Genomic DNA, 16,908 nt, shown 5'->3' with positions numbered 1-16,908 from the left:
TTGCAATAATCGCGCTGGTTCTTCATAATTCCGCTTCTGCTGCGGGGTGGAGCAGTCTGGCAGCTCGTCGGGCTCATAACCCGAAGGTCGCAGGTTCAAATCCTGCCCCCGCTACCATATTTGTCTACAGCGGCAACCAGTTCACCGGTTGCCTGCGGTAGGGAAATTTGGGCTTCGCGAAGACGCATGTTCCCGTCTTTGCAACCGGAATCCAGTTTTACCGGAGTCGTACCGGAAAGGGGCCCAACGGGCCCTTTGTCGTTTCCGGGGTCCGAGAAAACCGCCAGGACCGATTGATTTCATTCATTCAAATGCAAGGCAGGCTGTGAGCGACAAGGCAAACGAAATCGCGAATCTGCTGGGCCCGACCGTGGACGCGTTGGGCCTGGAACTGCTGGGGGCGGAATACCTGCCGGCCCCGGGCGGCGCCACGCTGCGCCTGTATATCGACGTGCCGCTGGCCGAGCAGCCCGAGCGCATCGTCAATGTCGACGATTGCGAGCGGGTCAGCCGCGAAGTGTCGGCGCAGCTGGACGTGGAAGATCCGATCAGCGGCAACTACACGCTGGAAGTGTCCTCGCCCGGCGTGGACCGTCCGCTGTTCACCGCCGCGCAGTTCGCGCGCCACCAGGGCGAGTCGGCCAAGGTGGTGTTGAAGCTGCCGCAGCAGGGCCGTCGGCGCCTGCAGGGGCGCATCGCCCAGGTGGACGTGGACGCCGGCCGCATCGTGTTCGAGGTCGACGGCGCCGAACTGGCGGTGGACTTCGACAATATCGACAAGGCGCGGATCCTGCCTGACTGGGCGGCCCTGGGCCTGGCCCCGACCAAGCCGGGCAAGCCCCCCAAGCAGCCGGGTAGCACTCCCAAGCTGCCGGCCAAGCGCCCCACCAAGCGCCCCAAGCTGGCCGGCAAGACCGCAAAATCCAATAAGAAACCATCCAACGAACCGGCAGCCGACAAGGCTGCGCGCGGAGCGAAAGAATGAGCAAGGAACTGTTGCTGGTAGTCGACGCGGTGGCCAACGAAAAAGGCGTGCCGCGCGAAGTGATCTTCGACGCGATCGAGGCCGCCCTGGCCTCGGCGGCGAAGAAGCGCTACCCCGATCAGGACGTGTTGACGCGCGTCACCATCGATCACAAGGACGGCAATTACGAAACCTACCGCCGCTGGGAAGTGGTGGCCGACGACGTGGTGATGGAATCGCCGGACCGGCAGATCCGTCTGATGGACGCGGTCGACGAAGCCGAAGGCGTGGATGTGGGCGACTACATCGAAGAGCAGATCGAGAACCCGGATTTCGGGCGCATCGCCGCGCAGGCCGCCAAGCAGGTGATCGTGCAGCGCGTGCGCGAGGCCGAGCGCCAGCAGGTGGTGGACGCGTGGAAGGACCGCATCGGCGAACTGGTCACCGGCATAGTCAAGCGCGCCGAGCGCGGCAACATCTATGTCGATCTGGGCGGCAACGCCGAGGCCTTCATTCCCAAGGACAAGGGCATTCCGCGCGATGTGCTGCGCGCCGGCGACCGCGTCCGCGGCTACCTGGCCGAAGTGCGCTCGGAGCCGCGCGGCCCGCAGCTGTTCATCAGCCGCGCCGCGCCGGAATTCATGATCGAGCTGTTCAAGCTGGAAGTGCCGGAAGTGGGCCAGGGCCTGGTCGAGATCAAGGCCTGCGCACGCGATCCGGGCGACCGCGCCAAGATCGCGGTGCTGGCGCACGACACCCGCACCGACCCGATCGGCGCCTGCATCGGCATGCGCGGTTCGCGCGTGCAGGCAGTGTCCAACGAACTCAACGGCGAGCGCGTGGACATCGTGCTATGGAACGACAACCCGGCCAATTTCGTCATCAACGCGATGGCGCCGGCCGAGGTGCAGTCGATCATCGTAGATGAAGAAAAGCACTCGATGGACCTGGCGGTGGCCGAAGACCGGCTGGCCCAGGCGATCGGCAAGGGCGGCCAGAACGTGCGTCTGGCCAGCCGCCTGACCGGTTGGCAGCTCAACGTGATGACCGCCGAGCAGGTCGCGGCCAAGTCCGAGGCCGAGCAGACCGTCGCCCGCCAGCTGTTCATGGAAAAGCTGGAAGTGGACGAGGAAATCGCCGCGATCCTGGTCGCCGAGGGCTTCAACTCGGTCGAGGAGATCGCCTACGTGCCGGTCGGCGAGTTGCTGGCGGTGGAAGGCTTCGACGAGGACATCGTCGAGGAACTGCGGGCCCGCGCGCGCGATGCGTTGCTCAACGAGGCGCTGGCCGCCGAGGAAAGCGACGACAGCGGCGTGCCGGCGGCGGATTTGCTGGCGCTGGAAGGCATGGACGAGGCTACCGCGTACGCGCTGGCCAGCCATGGCGTGCGGACCAGCGAGGACCTGTCGGATCTGGCTGCGGACGAAATCCTCGAGTTCGGCATCGAGGATGTGGACCAGGAGCGCGCCGCTGCGCTCATCCTGGCAGCCCGTGCCGAGGAGATCGCCCGATTGGAACGCGGCGAATGAGTCAGCGATGAATGCCGCCCTGAACCGATCAGGGCTTAGAATCCGCGCTACCTTCGCACGTGAGGGGGCGCCAACCAGATCATAGGATCCGAATGTCGCAGCAAACCACCATCCGTAAGCTGGCCGAACTGGTGAATACGCCGGTCGATAAACTGCTGGTTCAACTGGCCGAGGCCGGAATGAAGTTCAGCGGTCCCGACCAGGTCGTGACCAGTACCGAAAAGATGAAGCTGCTCGGCTTCCTGCGCCGTACCCACGGCAAGACCGACAAGCCGGTCGAGGAAGAAGCCCAGGCCGCGCCGAAGAAGATCACCCTGAACCGGCGCAAGCTGCAGGAAGTGACGGTCAGCGCCGGTCGCAGCAAGACCACGGTCAACGTCGAGGTCCGGCAGAAGCGGACCTACGTCAAGACCGCCGAAGACCTCGCTGCCGAGCGCGCGGGCATGTCGTCGGGCGGACGGGTGGATGACGAGCGCGCGGAGATCCTGCGCAAGCTGGAAGCCTCCAAGCAGCGCAACCTGGCCGAACAGCAGAAGCTCGCCGAGCAGGACCGTGCGCGCGCCGATGAAATCGAGCGCAAGCGCAAGGAAGAGCAGGATGCGCGCGACCGCGTGGAAACCGAGCGCAAGGCCGCGCAGGCCGCGTTGGAAGCCCAGTCGGCGCCGCCGGCAGCTGCGTCCGCGGCTGCGCCTGCCGCCGCTGCGACCCCGAATGCCGGCACCGGTGCCGCCGCCGCGCCGCGCGCGCCGCGTCCGGCCAGCGCACCGCACCATCCGCCGAAGCCGGCCGCGCCGCGCAGCGACGACCGCAACGCCGGCAACAAGCACAAGACCCGCGGCTCGCACGTGATGGTCGCCGGCGTCGAGGACGACGACAGCACCAGCCGCTTCGCCGGCCAGCTGCACCTGTCCGCCGCCGATCGCGCGCGCCGTTCCAACGTGCGCGGCAAGCCGCGTGGCGGCAACAGCGGCGGCCGTCGCCAGCCCGAGGTCTCGCGCAGCGGCGGCGGCGCGCATGGCTTCGAGCGTCCGACCGCACCGGTGGTGCGCGAAGTGGCGATCGGCGAGACCATCACCGTGGCCGACCTGGCGCAGAAGCTGGCGCTGAAGGGCGGCGACGTGGTCAAGGCGCTGTTCAAGATGGGCGTGATGGCCACCATCACCCAGTCCATCGATCACGACACCGCGGCGCTGATCACCGAGGAGCTCGGCCACAAGCCGGTGCGCGCGGGCAGTGCCGATGCCGAGGACGCGCTGCTGGCGCACACCGAGGACGAGCAGGGCGAGAAGCGCTCGCGGCCGCCGGTGGTCACCATCATGGGTCACGTCGACCACGGCAAGACCTCGCTGCTGGACTACATTCGCCGCACCAAGGTCGCCTCGGGCGAAGCCGGCGGCATCACCCAGCACATCGGCGCGTACCACGTCGAAACCGATCGCGGCGTCATCAGCTTCCTGGATACCCCGGGCCATGCGGCCTTCACCTCGATGCGCGCGCGCGGCGCCAAGCTGACCGACATCGTGGTGCTGGTGGTGGCGGCCGACGACGGCGTGATGCCGCAGACGATCGAGGCGGTCAAGCACGCCAAGGCGGCCGGCGTGCCGCTGATCGTGGCGGTCAACAAGATCGACAAGTCCGGCGCCGATCCGCTGCGGGTCAAGAACGAACTGCTCTCGCAAGACGTGGTCGCCGAAGAATTCGGGGGCGACACCCAGTTCGTCGAAGTCTCGGCCAAGACCGGCGCGGGCATCGACACGCTGCTCGACGCGATCTCGCTGCAGGCTGAAGTGCTGGAACTGAAGGCGGTGTTCGATGGCCGCGCCAGCGGCGTGGTGATCGAATCCTCGCTGGACAAGGGCCGTGGCCCGGTGGCGACGGTGCTGGTGCAGCAGGGCAGCCTGAAGCGCGGCGACTACCTGGTGTGCGGCGTGCAGTACGGACGCGTGCGTGCGCTGTTCGACGAGACCGGCGGCCAGCCGGCCGAGGCCGGTCCGTCGATCCCGGTGCAGGTGCTGGGTCTGTCCGGCGTGCCGGATGCCGGCGACGACTTCGTCGTGGTCGACGACGAGCGCCTGGCCAAGGACGTGGCGCAGCAGCGCGAGGCCAAGCGCCGCGAGTCGCGCCTGGTGTCCTCGGCGGGCAGCCGCATGGAAGACATCATGTCGCAGCTCGGCAAGGGCGAAGGCCAGCTGTCGCTGAATCTGGTGATCAAGGCCGACGTGCAGGGTTCGGTGGAAGCGCTGAAGCAGTCGCTGGTGGCGCTGTCCAACGAGCAGATCCGCATCAACGTGATCCACTCCGGCGTCGGCGGCATCACCGAGTCCGATGCGAACTCGGCGCTGGCCTCCAAGGCCACGGTGATCGGCTTCAATGTGCGTGCGGACGCTTCGGCGCGGCGCATCATCGAAACCAACGGCGTGGACCTGCGCTACTTCTCGATCATCTATGACGTGATCGACCAGGTGAAGCAGGTGGCGTCCGGTCTGCTCGGCGTGGAAATCCGCGAAGAGATCATCGGTACCGCCCAGGTGCGCGACGTGTTCCGCAGCTCCAAGTTCGGTGCGGTCGCCGGCTGCATGGTCATCGAGGGCGTGGTCAAGCGCAACAAGCCGATCCGCGTGCTGCGCGACAACACCGTGGTGTTCGAGGGCGAGCTGGAATCGCTGCGTCGCTTCAAGGAGAACGTCGACGAGGTGCGCAACGGTACCGAGTGCGGTATCGGCGTGAAGGCCTACAACGACGTCAAGCCGGGCGATCAGATCGAGTGCTTCGAGCGCATCGAAGTGCAGCGCACGCTGTGATATAGCCGGGACTCGGGTCCCGGGACTCGGGACACGGAAAAGCAAAGGCGACAGCTCTTGCTTTCCGAGTCCCGAGTCCCGAGTCCCGAGTCCCGCATTAAAGAGATTCCGGACCATGGCAACAAAATCCTTTCACCGTACCGATCGCGTTTCCGCGCAGATCCGCCGCGACCTTGGCACGATCGTGCATTCGGCCGTGCGCGATCACGGCCTGCCGTCGGTCAGCGTTTCCGATGTCGAAGTCACCCGCGACCTGGCACATGCCAAGGTGTTCGTCACCGCATTGCTGCCCGAGCGCTCGGTCGAGGCGGTCAAGGGCCTCAAAGAGCTGGCGCCGCAACTGCGTAGCGAACTGGCACGGGCGATGAAGTTGCGCCACGTGCCCGAACTGCATTTCCACTACGACGATTCGGTCGATCGCGGCGAGCGCATCGACAACCTGCTGCGCGACATGCCAGAACTGCAGCAGCCGGAAGACCACGACGGCGACGGCGACAACGAGCCGGCTCCGTCCAAGGAGTGAGCGGTCGCACGATGCGCAAGCATCGATGCCGTATGCAAGTCGTGTTGACGAGCGGCAAGCAGGTCTTCTGTGCATCGGTGGCCGTGCTGCTCCAGCGTCGTCGCCTGCCGTAGTCGCATCCGCTGTCCGCCGCAGCTCGGCGGCTATTTCCCCAAGTCCGGCCTGCAGCATCGCAGGCCTCACCGTCCGACTCCCGATTCGCTTTTCCGAGTCCCGAGTCCCGAGTCCCCGGTCCCGATTGCCCCATGCCCGTCTTCGGCCCCCGACTGCCCCGCATCTCCTTCCGCCGCCTCGACGGCATCGTGCTGCTCGACAAGCCGGCCGGCATGAGTTCCAACGCGGCGCTGCAGGCGGCGCGGCGGCTGTTCCGTGCCGAGAAGGGCGGCCATACCGGTAGCCTGGATCCGCTGGCCACCGGCCTGCTGCCGCTGTGCTTCGGCGAGGCGACCAAGCTGGCCGGGCTGCTGCTGGGATCGGCCAAGGCCTATGAAGCCGAGATCGTGCTCGGCGTGAGCACCGACAGCGACGATGCCGACGGCGCGGTGCTGCGCACCCGGCCGGTGCCGCCGATCGATGCGGCGACCCTGCAGGCGGCGCTGGCGCCGCTGCGCGGACGCATCCGCCAGCGCGCGCCGATCTATTCGGCGCTGAAGCAGGGCGGCGAGCCGCTGTACGCCAAGGCGCGCCGCGGCGAGGCGATCGAGGCGCCGGAGCGCGAGGTCGAGGTCCACGCCATCGATGTGCTCGCCCACGAAGGCGAGCGCCTGCGCCTGCACGTGGCCTGCGGCTCCGGCACCTATATCCGCAGCCTGGCCCGCGACCTGGGCGAGGCGCTGGGCTGCGGCGCGCATATCGCCGGGCTGCGGCGCCTGTGGGTGGAGCCGTTCCGGCAACCGCAGATGGTGACACTTGAGCAACTGCAGCAGCTGGCCGCGCAGGAGCCGGAGGCTTTGGAAACGCAGCTGCTGCCGCTGGCCGCCGGCCTGGTCGACTTCCCGCCGTTGCGCCTGGACCCTGCTGCGGCGCAGCGTTTCCGCATGGGCCAGCGCCTGCGCGATGCCGCCTGGGCGCCGGGCGCGGTCGCGGTGTTCGGCGACGACGGCCTGCCGCTGGGGCTGGGCCAGGTCGATGGCGGCGGGCTGCTGGCGCCGCAGCGCATGTTCAACCTCTGATCCGCGGCCTGCCGAGCGGCCCGGCGCGGGCTGCCATGGCGCCGGCCTGGCCGTGACGCGGCGTTAACACCTTGTTCGTCCGGGCTGGGGCCGGTACAATTCGGCGGCCTTTACGGCAACCCTGCGCTCCGGCGCATCCTTCGCAATCGGCGAGCCAGGCGGTGCGTCCATCAGCACGTTCCTGCCGGCCCCGCATCTTTAGAGAAAACACACCATGTCCATCGACACCCAGAAAGTCATCGAAGAAAACAAGCGCGGCGCCGCCGACACCGGCTCCCCGGAAGTGCAGGTCGCCCTGCTGACCGCGCGCATCGAGCTGCTGACCGGCCACTTCAAGACCCACAAGAAGGACCACCACAGCCGCCGCGGCCTGCTGCAGATGGTCAACCGCCGCCGCAGCCTGCTCGACTATCTGAAGAAGAAGGATGGCGAGCGCTACAAGGCGCTGATCGAGAAGCTCGGCCTGCGTCGCTGAGGCAACGAACCCCACCGCGGCGCAGTGATGCGCCGCGGTTTTGTTTTGGGTAGTACCGTGGCCCGGGGAATGCTCCGCGCCGCCGGCCGGATCCTCCCGGCCACCCGCCAGCGGCATGGGCCGTCAGCGGTCCATTCGAAGACAGCATCATCCAAGGAAACCCCGTGGCAAAAATCACCAAAACCTTCCAGTACGGCAAGCACACCGTCACCCTCGAAACCGGCGAGATCGCCCGCCAGGCCGGCGGCGCCGTCATCGTCAAGATGGACGACACCGTACTGCTGGTCACCGCCGTCGCCGCCAAGAGCGCGCGCGAAGGTCAGGACTTCTTCCCGCTGACGGTCGACTATCAGGAGAAGTTCTACGCCGGCGGCCGCATCCCCGGCGGCTTCTTCAAGCGCGAGGGTCGTGCGACCGAGAAGGAGACGCTGATTTCGCGTCTGATCGACCGTCCGATCCGTCCGCTGTTCCCGGAGGACTACAAGAACGAAGTGCAGATCATCGCCACGGTGATGTCGATGAACCCGGACATCGACGGCGACATCGCCGCGCTGATCGGCGCCTCGGCCGCGCTGTCGCTGGCCGGCACCCCGTTCAACGGCCCGATCGGCGCCGCCAAGGTCGGCTACAAGAACGGCGAGTACATCCTCAACCCGACCATCACCGAGCTGAAGGATTCGCAGCTGGAGCTGGTCGTGGCCGGTACCGCCAATGCGGTGCTGATGGTCGAGTCCGAAGCGGCGCTGCTGTCGGAAGAAGTGATGCTGGGCGCGGTCACCTTCGGCCATCGCGAGATGCAGAAGGTCATCAACATCATCAACGAGCTGACCGTCGAAGCCGGCACCAAGCCGTCCGACTGGGTCGCCCCGGCGAAGAACGACGGCATGATCGCGGCGCTGAAGGAAGCGGTCGGCGATCAACTGGCCTCGGCCTTCCAGGTGCGCGACAAGCTGCAGCGTCGCGACGCGATCTCGGCGATCAAGAAGGACGTGCTGGCGCAGCTGACGCCGCGCGCCGCCGTCGAAGGCTGGGTCGTTGCCGACCTGTCCAAGGAATTCGGCGAGCTGGAATACCAGACCATGCGCGGTTCGGTGCTGAGCACCAAGGTGCGCATCGACGGCCGTGCGCTGGACACGGTGCGTCCGATCAGCGTCAAGGCCGGCGTGCTGCCGCGTACCCACGGCTCGGCGCTGTTCACCCGCGGCGAGACCCAGGCGATCGTCATCACCACGCTGGGCACCGCCCGCGACGGCCAGGTGATCGACGCGGTCAGCGGCGAGTACAAGGAAAACTTCCTGTTCCATTACAACTTCCCCCCCTACTCGGTGGGCGAGTGCGGCCGCTTCGGCGCGCCGAAGCGTCGCGAGATCGGCCACGGCCGCCTCGCCAAGCGCGGCGTGCTGGCAGTGATGCCTAGCATGGAAGAGTTCCCGTACACGATCCGCGTGGTCTCGGAAATCACCGAGTCCAACGGCTCCTCGTCGATGGCCTCGGTGTGCGGCAGCTCGCTGGCGCTGATGGACGCCGGCGTGCCGGTGAAGGCGCCGGTCGCGGGCATCGCGATGGGCCTGGTCAAGGAAGGCGACGACTTCGTGGTGCTGTCGGACATCCTGGGCGATGAAGATCACCTGGGCGACATGGACTTCAAGGTCGCCGGTACCGCCGAAGGCGTGTCCGCGCTGCAGATGGACATCAAGATCGAAGGCATCACCGAAGAGATCATGAAGCAGGCCCTGGCGCAGGCCAAGGCCGGCCGCCTGCACATCCTCGGCGAGATGGCCAGCGCGCTGACCACCCCGCGTTCGGAGCTGAGCGACTACGCGCCGCGCCTGCTGACGATCAAGATCCACCCGGACAAGATCCGCGAAGTGATCGGCAAGGGCGGCTCGACCATCCAGGCGATCACCAAGGAAACCGGCACCCAGATCGACATCCAGGACGACGGCACCATCGTCATCGCCTCGGTCAACGCGATCGCTGCGCAGGCCGCCAAGGCGCGCATCGAGCAGATCACCTCGGACGTGGAGCCGGGCCGCATCTACGAAGGCAAGGTCGCCAAGATCATGGACTTCGGTGCGTTCGTCACCATTCTGCCGGGCAAGGACGGCCTGGTGCACGTGTCGCAGATCTCCAGCGACCGCGTCGAGAAGGTCAGCGACGTGCTGAAGGAAGGCGATCTGGTCAAGGTCAAGGTGCTGGAAGTCGACAAGCAGGGCCGTATCCGCCTGTCGATGAAGGCCGTGGAAGAAGGCGAGGGCGTGACGGCCGAGTAAGCCGTCGGCGTCAACGTTGCACCAAGGAAAAAGCGGGCTTCGGCCCGCTTTTTTCATGCACGGCGTTTGCGCGCGATGCGCTCCGCGAGCGGCTGGAATGCGGCAGGCCGCGGTCCCTCGCGATTCCCTGCGATCCCCCTGTAGGAGCGGCTTCAGCCGCGACCGGGCGTTACCGGGAAGAAGGAAGACTTCGGTCGCGGCTGAAGCCGCTCCTACAAGAGCGATCCAGAAGTTCTAGCGAGGGACTCAGTCCGCCTCGTCGCCGATCGCCGCATAGCGCGCCAGGTGCGCCGACAGCGGCCCCGGATGCGCCAGTTGATAGCCTTGCCCGTAGCGCGCGCCCAGCGCCTGCAGCGTGGCCAGTTCGCTCTCGGTCTCGATGCCCTCGACAATGACGCTGGCATCGGTCTCGGCGGCGAAGGACAGGATCGCCAGCGCCAGCCGCTGGCGCCGCGGTTCGGCGTCGATGCCGCGGGTCAGGGTCAGGTCCAGCTTGATGATGTCCGGCGACAGGTGCAGCAGGTGGCGCAGGCTGGCGAAACCGGTGCCGGCGTCGTCCAGCGCGATGCGCAGGCCTTGTCGCTGCAGCGCGCCGATATGCTCGGACAGGCGCGGGTAGTCCGGCGCCTGCAACTGCTCGGTGATCTCCAGCACCACCCGCGACAGGTCGTGGCCGTGCAGTAGCGCCTCCAATTGCGGGTGCAGCAGGGTCTGCGCGGAGACGTTGATCGCCAGGTACAGCGGCGCCGGCAGCTGCGCCAGCAACTGCAGCGCCTTGCGCGCCGCGGCCAGCTCCAGTTCCAGCGCCAGCCCGACCTTGCTCGCGTCGTCGAACCAGCGCAGCGGCGCCAGGCCGGGATTGGAAGGGAATCGCGACAAGGCTTCCACGCCGACGATGCGCTGCGTGGACAGCGTCAGCACAGGCTGGGTCACGATCTGCAGGCGCTCGTTGGCGACCACCTCGCGGATCCGCGTGGCGATCGCCGCCTTCTCGCGGAACGCGTGCTTCTCCGCGTTCTGGCGGCGCGCGATATCGGTCTGCAGCGCGGCGCGGTCCATCGCCAGCGCCAGCGTCGCGCCGACCAGGGTCGCCAGCATTTCCAGCGTGCGCACGTCCTGCGGGGTGTAGCTGCAGGGGTAGGGCGACATCACCTTGAGCACGCCGATGCCGCGATCGCCATAGCTGAGCGGCACCACCAGCATCGAGCGCAGGCCGACCTTGCGGCAGGCATCGAGATTGACCCGCGGGTCCTGTTCCGAATCGTCGCACTGCAGCACCTTGCCGCTGCGCATGCACAGTCCGGACAGACTGCCGTTGCTGGGCAGGCGCAGGCCCAGATGCTGTTCGGCGGTGCCGCTGGCCGACCAGTACAGCATGTCGTTGCCGTCGCACATCTCCACCACCGCGCCGTTGGAGCGGGTCAGCTCCTGCGCGCGGCGGGTCACCACATCGACCACTTGCAATGGGTCGCTGCCGGCGGCGGCGATCTCGCCCTGGGCGAGGATGATCCGCGACAGCAGCAGCGCATCCTCGCTCATCGCCGAGGCAACGGGGCCACGTTCGGCAGCGGTATCGGCGGGGCGCTGGACCCAGTCCGAAACGTCGGGTTCCTTGGTCATGCCGCGATCATGCGCTCATGGTTCGGCGCAGGGCAATCGGCACGCGCCGGGGTTGCGCTAGCGAAGCACGGAACTGCCGTGCGCATCCCACTGCGCCGCCGGATGCCGTATCGCGGCGCTCAGCCCGTGGCGCCCTTGCGCGGCTTGCCGTACAGGCTGCGCAGTTCGTCCTTGGCCTGTTCCAGCACCTCGCGGCGCTGGGCCGGCAGCTGCTTGCCGGCGCGGTTGATGTAGAAGGTCAGCATCGACATCGCCGAACGGTAGGGACCGGTGCGGCGCCGCGCGCTCTGGTCGGCGGAGTGCTTGAGCGAACGGGCGATGGACACCGGGTCGTCGCGTTCGAACACGCTGGGCGTGAGCTCCAGCGCATCGCTGCTCTCGTTGACGCGCTGCACCCAGTGGGCGGTGGAAACATTCGAGCTGCTGTGTGCCATTGGTGATGCTCCTTGGCTAGTGAAGTGAAGAGGTGGAGTCGACGCGGAATCGCCATGCCGCCGATGGCGAGCGAATGGATGGAGCGGAGAAACGATCGTCGCCAGTGCGGACGTTGCCGCGATGTCCGCCGATGCCGCGCACGCGCGTCGCGATGCGCTGTTGCGCGTTGACGCCAGCGCGGACCATGCGTGCGTTGCGCAATGCCACCGCCTGCGCGCAGGCATGTGCCGCGACGGCGTGGCTGCGTCGGCGTCGACGCGGTTGTTCGATCATGCTGCCATGCTGCATGCAAGGCTCCCCGAAGCGAATTTCACGTCCGTTGCGCGAATCCTGGATGCGCAGACGTGACGTCATCGACAACATAACCGCGCATGTCGGGGTGCGTGGTAGACAGCGACGCTTTCACTGAACCATTAACCGAAACCCCCTTGAAAACAGCTGCGCCGCGCAGGCGCGCTTGATCTGCGTTGGTAACGTCACCATGTTTTCGATTACGCGATTGACTCGATTGTCGTACCGAGGACAATCCGGACATTCCCTCTTTTCGCCGCAGTGCATTCGATCGCGACGGTGCGTCGCAGGAGACCGCATGTCGTTCGTGCAAGCACGCTTCCATCCTGCCGTCGCCCGTTGGTTCGAGCGCTTTTTTGCCGCGCCGACGCCGGCGCAGCTGGCCGCCTGGCCGGCGATCCAGGGCGGGCGGCATACCTTGGTGGCGGCGCCCACCGGTTCCGGCAAGACCCTCACCGCGTTCCTTGCCGCGCTCGATGCGCTGCTGCGTGAAGGCCTGCGCGGTGGCGGGCTCGCCGATCGCACCCAGGTGCTGTACGTATCGCCGCTGAAAGCGCTTTCAAACGATATCCAGCTCAATCTCGAGGCGCCGCTCGCCGGCATCCGCGCCGAGCTGGCTGCGCTGGGCCTGCCCGATGTGGAGATCCGCACCGCGGTGCGCACCGGCGACACGCCGCAGCGCGAGCGCGCGCAGGCGCGGCGGCGTCCGCCGCATGTGCTGGTGACCACGCCCGAGTCGCTGTACGTGCTGCTCGGGTCGGCGTCCGGGCGCGACGCGCTGCGCCACGTGCGCACGGTGATCGTCGACGAGATCCACGCGCTGGCGGCGAACAAGCGCGGCAGCCACCTGGCGCTGTCGCTGCAGCGGCTGCAGCAGCTGTGCGCGACGCCGCCGCTGCGCATCGGCCTGTCGGCGACGCAGAAGCCGATCGATGCGGTCGCGCGCTTTCTGGTCGGCAGCGCGGCGGTGCACGCGGGGCAACCGGATTGCGCGATCGTCGACATCGGCTATGCGCGTGCCCGCGACCTGGCGCTGGAGCTGCCGCCGACGCCGCTCAGCGTGACCATGTCCAACGACCAGTGGCAGCAGGTGTACGCGCGCCTGGCCGAGCTGGTGCGTGCGCATCGCACCACGCTGGTGTTCGTCAACACCCGGCGTATGGCCGAACGCACCGCGCGGCACCTGGGCGAGTTGCTCGGCAACGATGCGGTGGCGGCGCACCACGGCAGCCTGGCGCGCGAGGCGCGGCTGCTCGCCGAGCAGCGGCTCAAGGCCGGCCAACTGCAGGTGCTGGTCGCCACCGCCTCGCTGGAACTGGGCCTGGACATCGGCGACGTGGACCTGGTGTGCCAGCTCGGCTCGCCGCGTTCGATCGCCAGTTTCCTGCAGCGCGCCGGGCGTTCCGGGCATGCCGTCGGCGGCACGCCGAAGGCGCGGCTGTTCCCGCAGTCGCGCGACGACCTGGTCGAATGCGCGGCACTGCTCGACTGCGTGCGCCGCGGCGAACTGGATGCGCTGCGCATCCTCGACGCGCCGCTGGACGTGCTGGCGCAGCAACTGGTGGCCGAGGTGGCCTGCCAGGAATGGGACGAGGACGCGCTGTACGCGCTGGTGCGCGGCGCCTGGCCGTACGCGACGCTGCCGCGCGAGCGCTTCGACACGGTGCTGCGAATGCTGTGCGACGGTTTCAGCACGCGGCTGGGTCCGCGCGCCGGTTATCTGCATCGCGACGCGGTGCATCGCCGCGTGCGCGAGCGCCGCGGCGCGCGCATGGCGGCGCTGACCTCCGGCGGCACCATTCCCGAGACCGGCGACTACAGCGTGTTGCTGGAGCCGCAGGCCGAGACCATCGGCACCGTCAACGAAGACTTCGCGGTGGAGAGCCTCAGCGGCGACGTGTTCCAGCTCGGCAATGCCAGCTATCGCATCCTGCGCGTGGAACCGGGGAAGGTGCGGGTGGAAGACGCGCGCGGCGCGCCGCCGAACATCCCGTTCTGGCTCGGCGAGGCGCCGGGGCGCAGCGACGAGCTGTCGGCCGGCGTGTCGCGGCTGCGCGCGCAGCTGGAGCAGTGTCTGGAGCAGGGCGGCGCGGCGCAGGCGCTGGCCTGGCTGCAGCAGGAACTGGCGCTGGACGCCGCCGCCGCGCAGCAACTGTTGGACTATCTGGGCCGCGCGCGTACCGCGTTGGGCGCGCTGCCCACGCAGCGCTGCATCGTGCTGGAGCGCTTCTTCGATGACAGCGGCGGCACCCAGCTGGTGATCCACAGCGTGTACGGCAGCCGCATCAATCGCGCCTGGGGCCTGGCCCTGCGCAAGCGCTTCTGCCGCACCTTCAATTTCGAACTGCAGGCGGCCGCCACCGAGGACGCGATCGTGCTGTCGCTGTCGACCCGGCACAGCTTCGCGCTGGAAGAGGTCGCGCGCTATCTGCATGCGTCGTCGGCGCTGGAGGTGCTGGTGCAGGCCTTGCTGGATGCGCCGCTGTTCGGCGTGCGCTGGCGCTGGAACGCCACCAACGCGCTGGCCTTGCCGCGCTTCACCGGCGGGCGCAAGGTCGCCCCGCAGCTGCAGCGGATGAAGTCGGAAGACCTGCTGGCCACGGTGTTCCCGGACCAGGTCGCCTGCGCCGAGAACCTGGCCGGCGAGCGCGAGATCCCCGAACACCCGCTGGTCGCGCAGACCCTGCACGACTGCCTGCACGAGGCGATGGACAGCGACGGCTGGCTGCAGCTGCTGCGCGGCATCGAGGACGGCAGCGTGCGCGTGCTGGCGCGCGATCTGGCGGCACCGTCGCCGCTGGCGGCCGAGGCGCTGGACGCGCGGCCGTACGCGTTCCTCGACGATGCGCCGCTGGAAGAGCGCCGCACCCAGGCCGTGCACAGCCGCCGCTACCACGATCCGGGCAGCGCCGACGACCTTGGTCAACTCGATCCGGAGGCGATCGCCGCGGTGCGCGAGGAAGCCTGGCCGCAGCCGCGCAGCCGCGACGAGATGCACGAGGCGCTGGTCGCGCTCGGCGTGCTGACCGACCGCGAGGCCGCCGCACACCCGGCGTGGTCGAACTGGCTGGCCGAGCTGGCCGCCGATGCGCGTGCCACCCGCTTGCAGGGCAGCGGCGGCGACGGCATCGCGCTGTGGGTCGCGGCCGAGTCGCTGGCGCTGATCGCGCCGCTGTATCCGCAGGCCGCCGCGCAGCCACGCATCGCGGTGCCGCAGGGCTACGCGATCGACGAATGGCAGCGCGACCACGCGCTGCGCGAACTGCTGCGCTCGCGCCTGGCGGCCCTGGGGCCGGTGACCGCGGCGGCGCTGGCCACGCCGCTGCAGATGCCGCTGCGCGAGGTGCAGGCGGCCCTGCTGGCGTTGCAACAGGATGGCTACATCCTGCCCGGCCGCTTCACTCCCGAGGCCGGCGCCGACGAGTGGTGCGAGCGCCATCTGCTGGCGCGCATCCACCGCTACACGCTGGGCCGGCTGCGCCGCGAGATCGAACCGGTGGCGCCGCGTGACTACGCGCGCTTCCTGTTCCGCTGGCAGCACCTGGACGGCGAAGGCCGCGTCGCCGGCGCGGAAGCGCTGGCCAGCGTGCTGGCGCAGCTGGAGGGCTTCGAGGCGCCGGCGGCGCTGTGGGAGGCCGACCTGCTGCCGGCACGGGTGCGCGACTACGCGCCGGCCTGGCTGGACGAACTGTGCAGTGCCGGGCGCACGCTGTGGACGCGGCTGCGCCCGACCGCGGCCAGCGCAGTCGGTGCGGGCGGCACCGGCTCGCTGCGCAGCACGCCGATCCTGCTGCTGCCGCGGCGCAGCGCCGCGCAGTGGTCGCGCCTGGCGCCGGCGGCGGCTGAGCCGGGCACGCTCGGTTCGCGCGCGCAGAAGGTCGCCGATTACCTGGGGACGCACGGCGCCTCGTTCTTCGACGAGATCGCCGATGCGACGCGGCTGCTGTCCACCGAACTGGAAGAGGCGCTGGCCGAGCTGGTGGCCGCAGGCCGCATCCACTGCGACAGCTACGCCGGCCTGCGCGCATTGCTGGTGCCGGCATCGAAGCGGCCGTCGGCGCTGGCGCGGCGCCGACGGCGGGTGCCGCTGTACGGCATCCAGGATGCCGGACGCTGGGCGCTGCTGCGCGTTGCTGCGGATGCCGGCGACGCCGCGGCGCGCGGCGAGGCACTCGACCACCTGGCGCGGACCTTGCTGCGCCGCTACGGCGTGATCTGCTGGCGCCTGCTCGAACGCGAGGCAGCGTGGCTGCCGCCGTGGCGCGAGCTGCTGCGCGTCTATCAGCGCCTGGAGGCGCGCGGCGAGATCCGCGGCGGGCGCTTCATCAGCGGGCTGTCCGGCGAACAGTTCGCGTTGCCCGAGGCGATCGGCCTGCTGCGCCAGGTGCGGCGCCAGCCGCACGACGGCGCCTGGTTGTGCGTGGCCGCGGCCGATCCGGCCAACCTGCTCGGCAGCGTGCTGCCGGGCAACCGGGTGCCGCGCGTGCCCGGCGCGCGCGTGCTGTACCGCGACGGCGTGCCGATGGCGACGTGGGTGGCGGAGCGGTTCGAGCCGTTGCAGGACCTGAGCGCGGCCGACAGCGCGGTGGCGCGGCAAAGGCTGACCGAGACGGCGGGATCGGGCACTCGGGATGCGATCGCCGCGATGCTTGCCGGCTTGCGCGGACGCGCGACGCTCGCCGACACCCCTGTTCAGTAACGTATTTCATTCAGGGACTGCACGGCGACGTTGCCCGCGGGTGAAATTTTCACGTCTTGTCTACAAATATCCTAGGTTTGCATCCCAGTTCGAATCTGCCTGCAAACGGGCGGAATCCGCCATGCA

General features: G+C 68.5%; 11 protein-coding genes and 1 tRNA gene. 9 read left to right on the top strand and 3 right to left on the bottom strand.

All coding sequences use genetic code 11. The features are described 5' to 3' along the window. The first annotated feature begins 40 nt into the window (after nt 1-40). The 8 genes from HEP74_RS13255 to pnp all read left to right on the top strand — a co-directional run bounded on the left by HEP74_RS13255 (nt 41) and on the right by pnp (nt 9,737). A tRNA-Met gene (locus HEP74_RS13255) sits at nt 41-117 on the top strand. Nucleotides 118-325: 208 nt separating this feature from the next. Further along, nucleotides 326-985 (top strand): ribosome maturation factor RimP, encoded by a 660-nt coding sequence (gene rimP, locus HEP74_RS13250; RefSeq protein ID WP_185813273.1) that lies wholly within the window; start codon nt 326-328, stop codon nt 983-985. Beyond that, nucleotides 982-2,493: a transcription termination factor NusA gene (gene nusA, locus HEP74_RS13245; protein WP_185813272.1), complete on the top strand. Its 1,512-nt coding sequence runs from the start codon at nt 982-984 to the stop codon at nt 2,491-2,493. The genes rimP and nusA overlap by 4 nt, the downstream gene beginning before the upstream one ends. 92 nt (nt 2,494-2,585) lie before the next feature. Further along, nucleotides 2,586-5,294 carry a translation initiation factor IF-2 gene (infB, locus tag HEP74_RS13240; protein WP_185813271.1) on the top strand — a complete coding sequence of 903 codons (2,709 nt, stop codon included), beginning with the start codon at nt 2,586-2,588 and terminating at the stop codon, nt 5,292-5,294. A 115-nt stretch (nt 5,295-5,409) separates the two neighbouring features. Further along, entirely contained in the window at nt 5,410-5,817 is a 408-nt protein-coding gene (rbfA, locus tag HEP74_RS13235) for a 30S ribosome-binding factor RbfA (protein WP_185813270.1), read from the top strand. Nucleotides 5,818-6,062: 245 nt separating this feature from the next. Further along, nucleotides 6,063-6,989: a tRNA pseudouridine(55) synthase TruB gene (gene truB / locus HEP74_RS13230; protein WP_185813269.1), complete on the top strand. Its 927-nt coding sequence runs from the start codon at nt 6,063-6,065 to the stop codon at nt 6,987-6,989. Nucleotides 6,990-7,203: 214 nt separating this feature from the next. Then, nucleotides 7,204-7,464 (top strand): 30S ribosomal protein S15, encoded by a 261-nt coding sequence (rpsO, locus tag HEP74_RS13225; RefSeq protein WP_003467392.1) that lies wholly within the window; start codon nt 7,204-7,206, stop codon nt 7,462-7,464. A 164-nt stretch (nt 7,465-7,628) separates the two neighbouring features. Beyond that, a complete protein-coding gene (gene pnp, locus HEP74_RS13220; protein ID WP_185813268.1) occupies nt 7,629-9,737 on the top strand; it encodes a polyribonucleotide nucleotidyltransferase in 2,109 nt (702 codons plus the stop codon). A gap of 246 nt (nt 9,738-9,983) precedes the next feature. On the opposite strand, the gene HEP74_RS13215 is transcribed toward pnp, so the two are convergent. From HEP74_RS13215 to HEP74_RS13205, 3 genes are all read right to left on the bottom strand, one after another. Continuing rightward, complete coding sequence (locus HEP74_RS13215; RefSeq protein ID WP_185813267.1) at nt 9,984-11,357, bottom strand: sensor domain-containing phosphodiesterase; 1,374 nt, start codon at nt 11,355-11,357, stop codon at nt 9,984-9,986. A gap of 119 nt (nt 11,358-11,476) precedes the next feature. Beyond that, nucleotides 11,477-11,791: a DUF3175 domain-containing protein gene (locus HEP74_RS13210; protein ID WP_185813266.1), complete on the bottom strand. Its 315-nt coding sequence runs from the start codon at nt 11,789-11,791 to the stop codon at nt 11,477-11,479. Nucleotides 11,792-11,807: 16 nt separating this feature from the next. Continuing rightward, nucleotides 11,808-12,146, bottom strand: coding sequence for a hypothetical protein (locus HEP74_RS13205; RefSeq protein ID WP_185813265.1), 339 nt, complete (start codon nt 12,144-12,146; stop codon nt 11,808-11,810). Between the two features lie 235 nt (nt 12,147-12,381). Here HEP74_RS13205 and HEP74_RS13200 point away from each other — a divergent pair, with 235 nt between their 5' ends. After that, the gene (locus HEP74_RS13200) at nt 12,382-16,782 is read left to right on the top strand and encodes a DEAD/DEAH box helicase (protein ID WP_185813264.1); all 4,401 of its coding nucleotides are present in this window, start codon (nt 12,382-12,384) and stop codon (nt 16,780-16,782) included. Nucleotides 16,783-16,908: the final 126 nt, after the last annotated feature.

Source organism: Xanthomonas sp. SS (assembly GCF_014236835.1).
Lineage (GTDB): Bacteria > Pseudomonadota > Gammaproteobacteria > Xanthomonadales > Xanthomonadaceae > Xanthomonas_A.
The sequence above is the reverse complement of the archived record's forward strand: the minus strand, read 5'-3'. Positions and strand labels throughout refer to the sequence as shown.

Bases quoted from the DNA above. Each gene is read 5' to 3' on its own strand.
- nusA (WP_185813272.1), top strand. From the start codon at position 982: ATGAGCAAGGAACTGTTGCTGGTAGTCGACGCGGTGGCCAACGAAAAA.
- infB (WP_185813271.1), top strand. From the start codon at position 2,586: ATGTCGCAGCAAACCACCATCCGTAAGCTGGCCGAACTGGTGAATACG.
- rbfA (WP_185813270.1), top strand. From the start codon at position 5,410: ATGGCAACAAAATCCTTTCACCGTACCGATCGCGTTTCCGCGCAGATC.
- truB (WP_185813269.1), top strand. From the start codon at position 6,063: ATGCCCGTCTTCGGCCCCCGACTGCCCCGCATCTCCTTCCGCCGCCTC.
- rpsO (WP_003467392.1), top strand. From the start codon at position 7,204: ATGTCCATCGACACCCAGAAAGTCATCGAAGAAAACAAGCGCGGCGCC.
- HEP74_RS13215 (WP_185813267.1), bottom strand. From the start codon at position 11,357: ATGACCAAGGAACCCGACGTTTCGGACTGGGTCCAGCGCCCCGCCGAT.
- HEP74_RS13210 (WP_185813266.1), bottom strand. From the start codon at position 11,791: ATGGCACACAGCAGCTCGAATGTTTCCACCGCCCACTGGGTGCAGCGC.
- HEP74_RS13205 (WP_185813265.1), bottom strand. From the start codon at position 12,146: ATGACGTCACGTCTGCGCATCCAGGATTCGCGCAACGGACGTGAAATT.
- HEP74_RS13200 (WP_185813264.1), top strand. From the start codon at position 12,382: ATGTCGTTCGTGCAAGCACGCTTCCATCCTGCCGTCGCCCGTTGGTTC.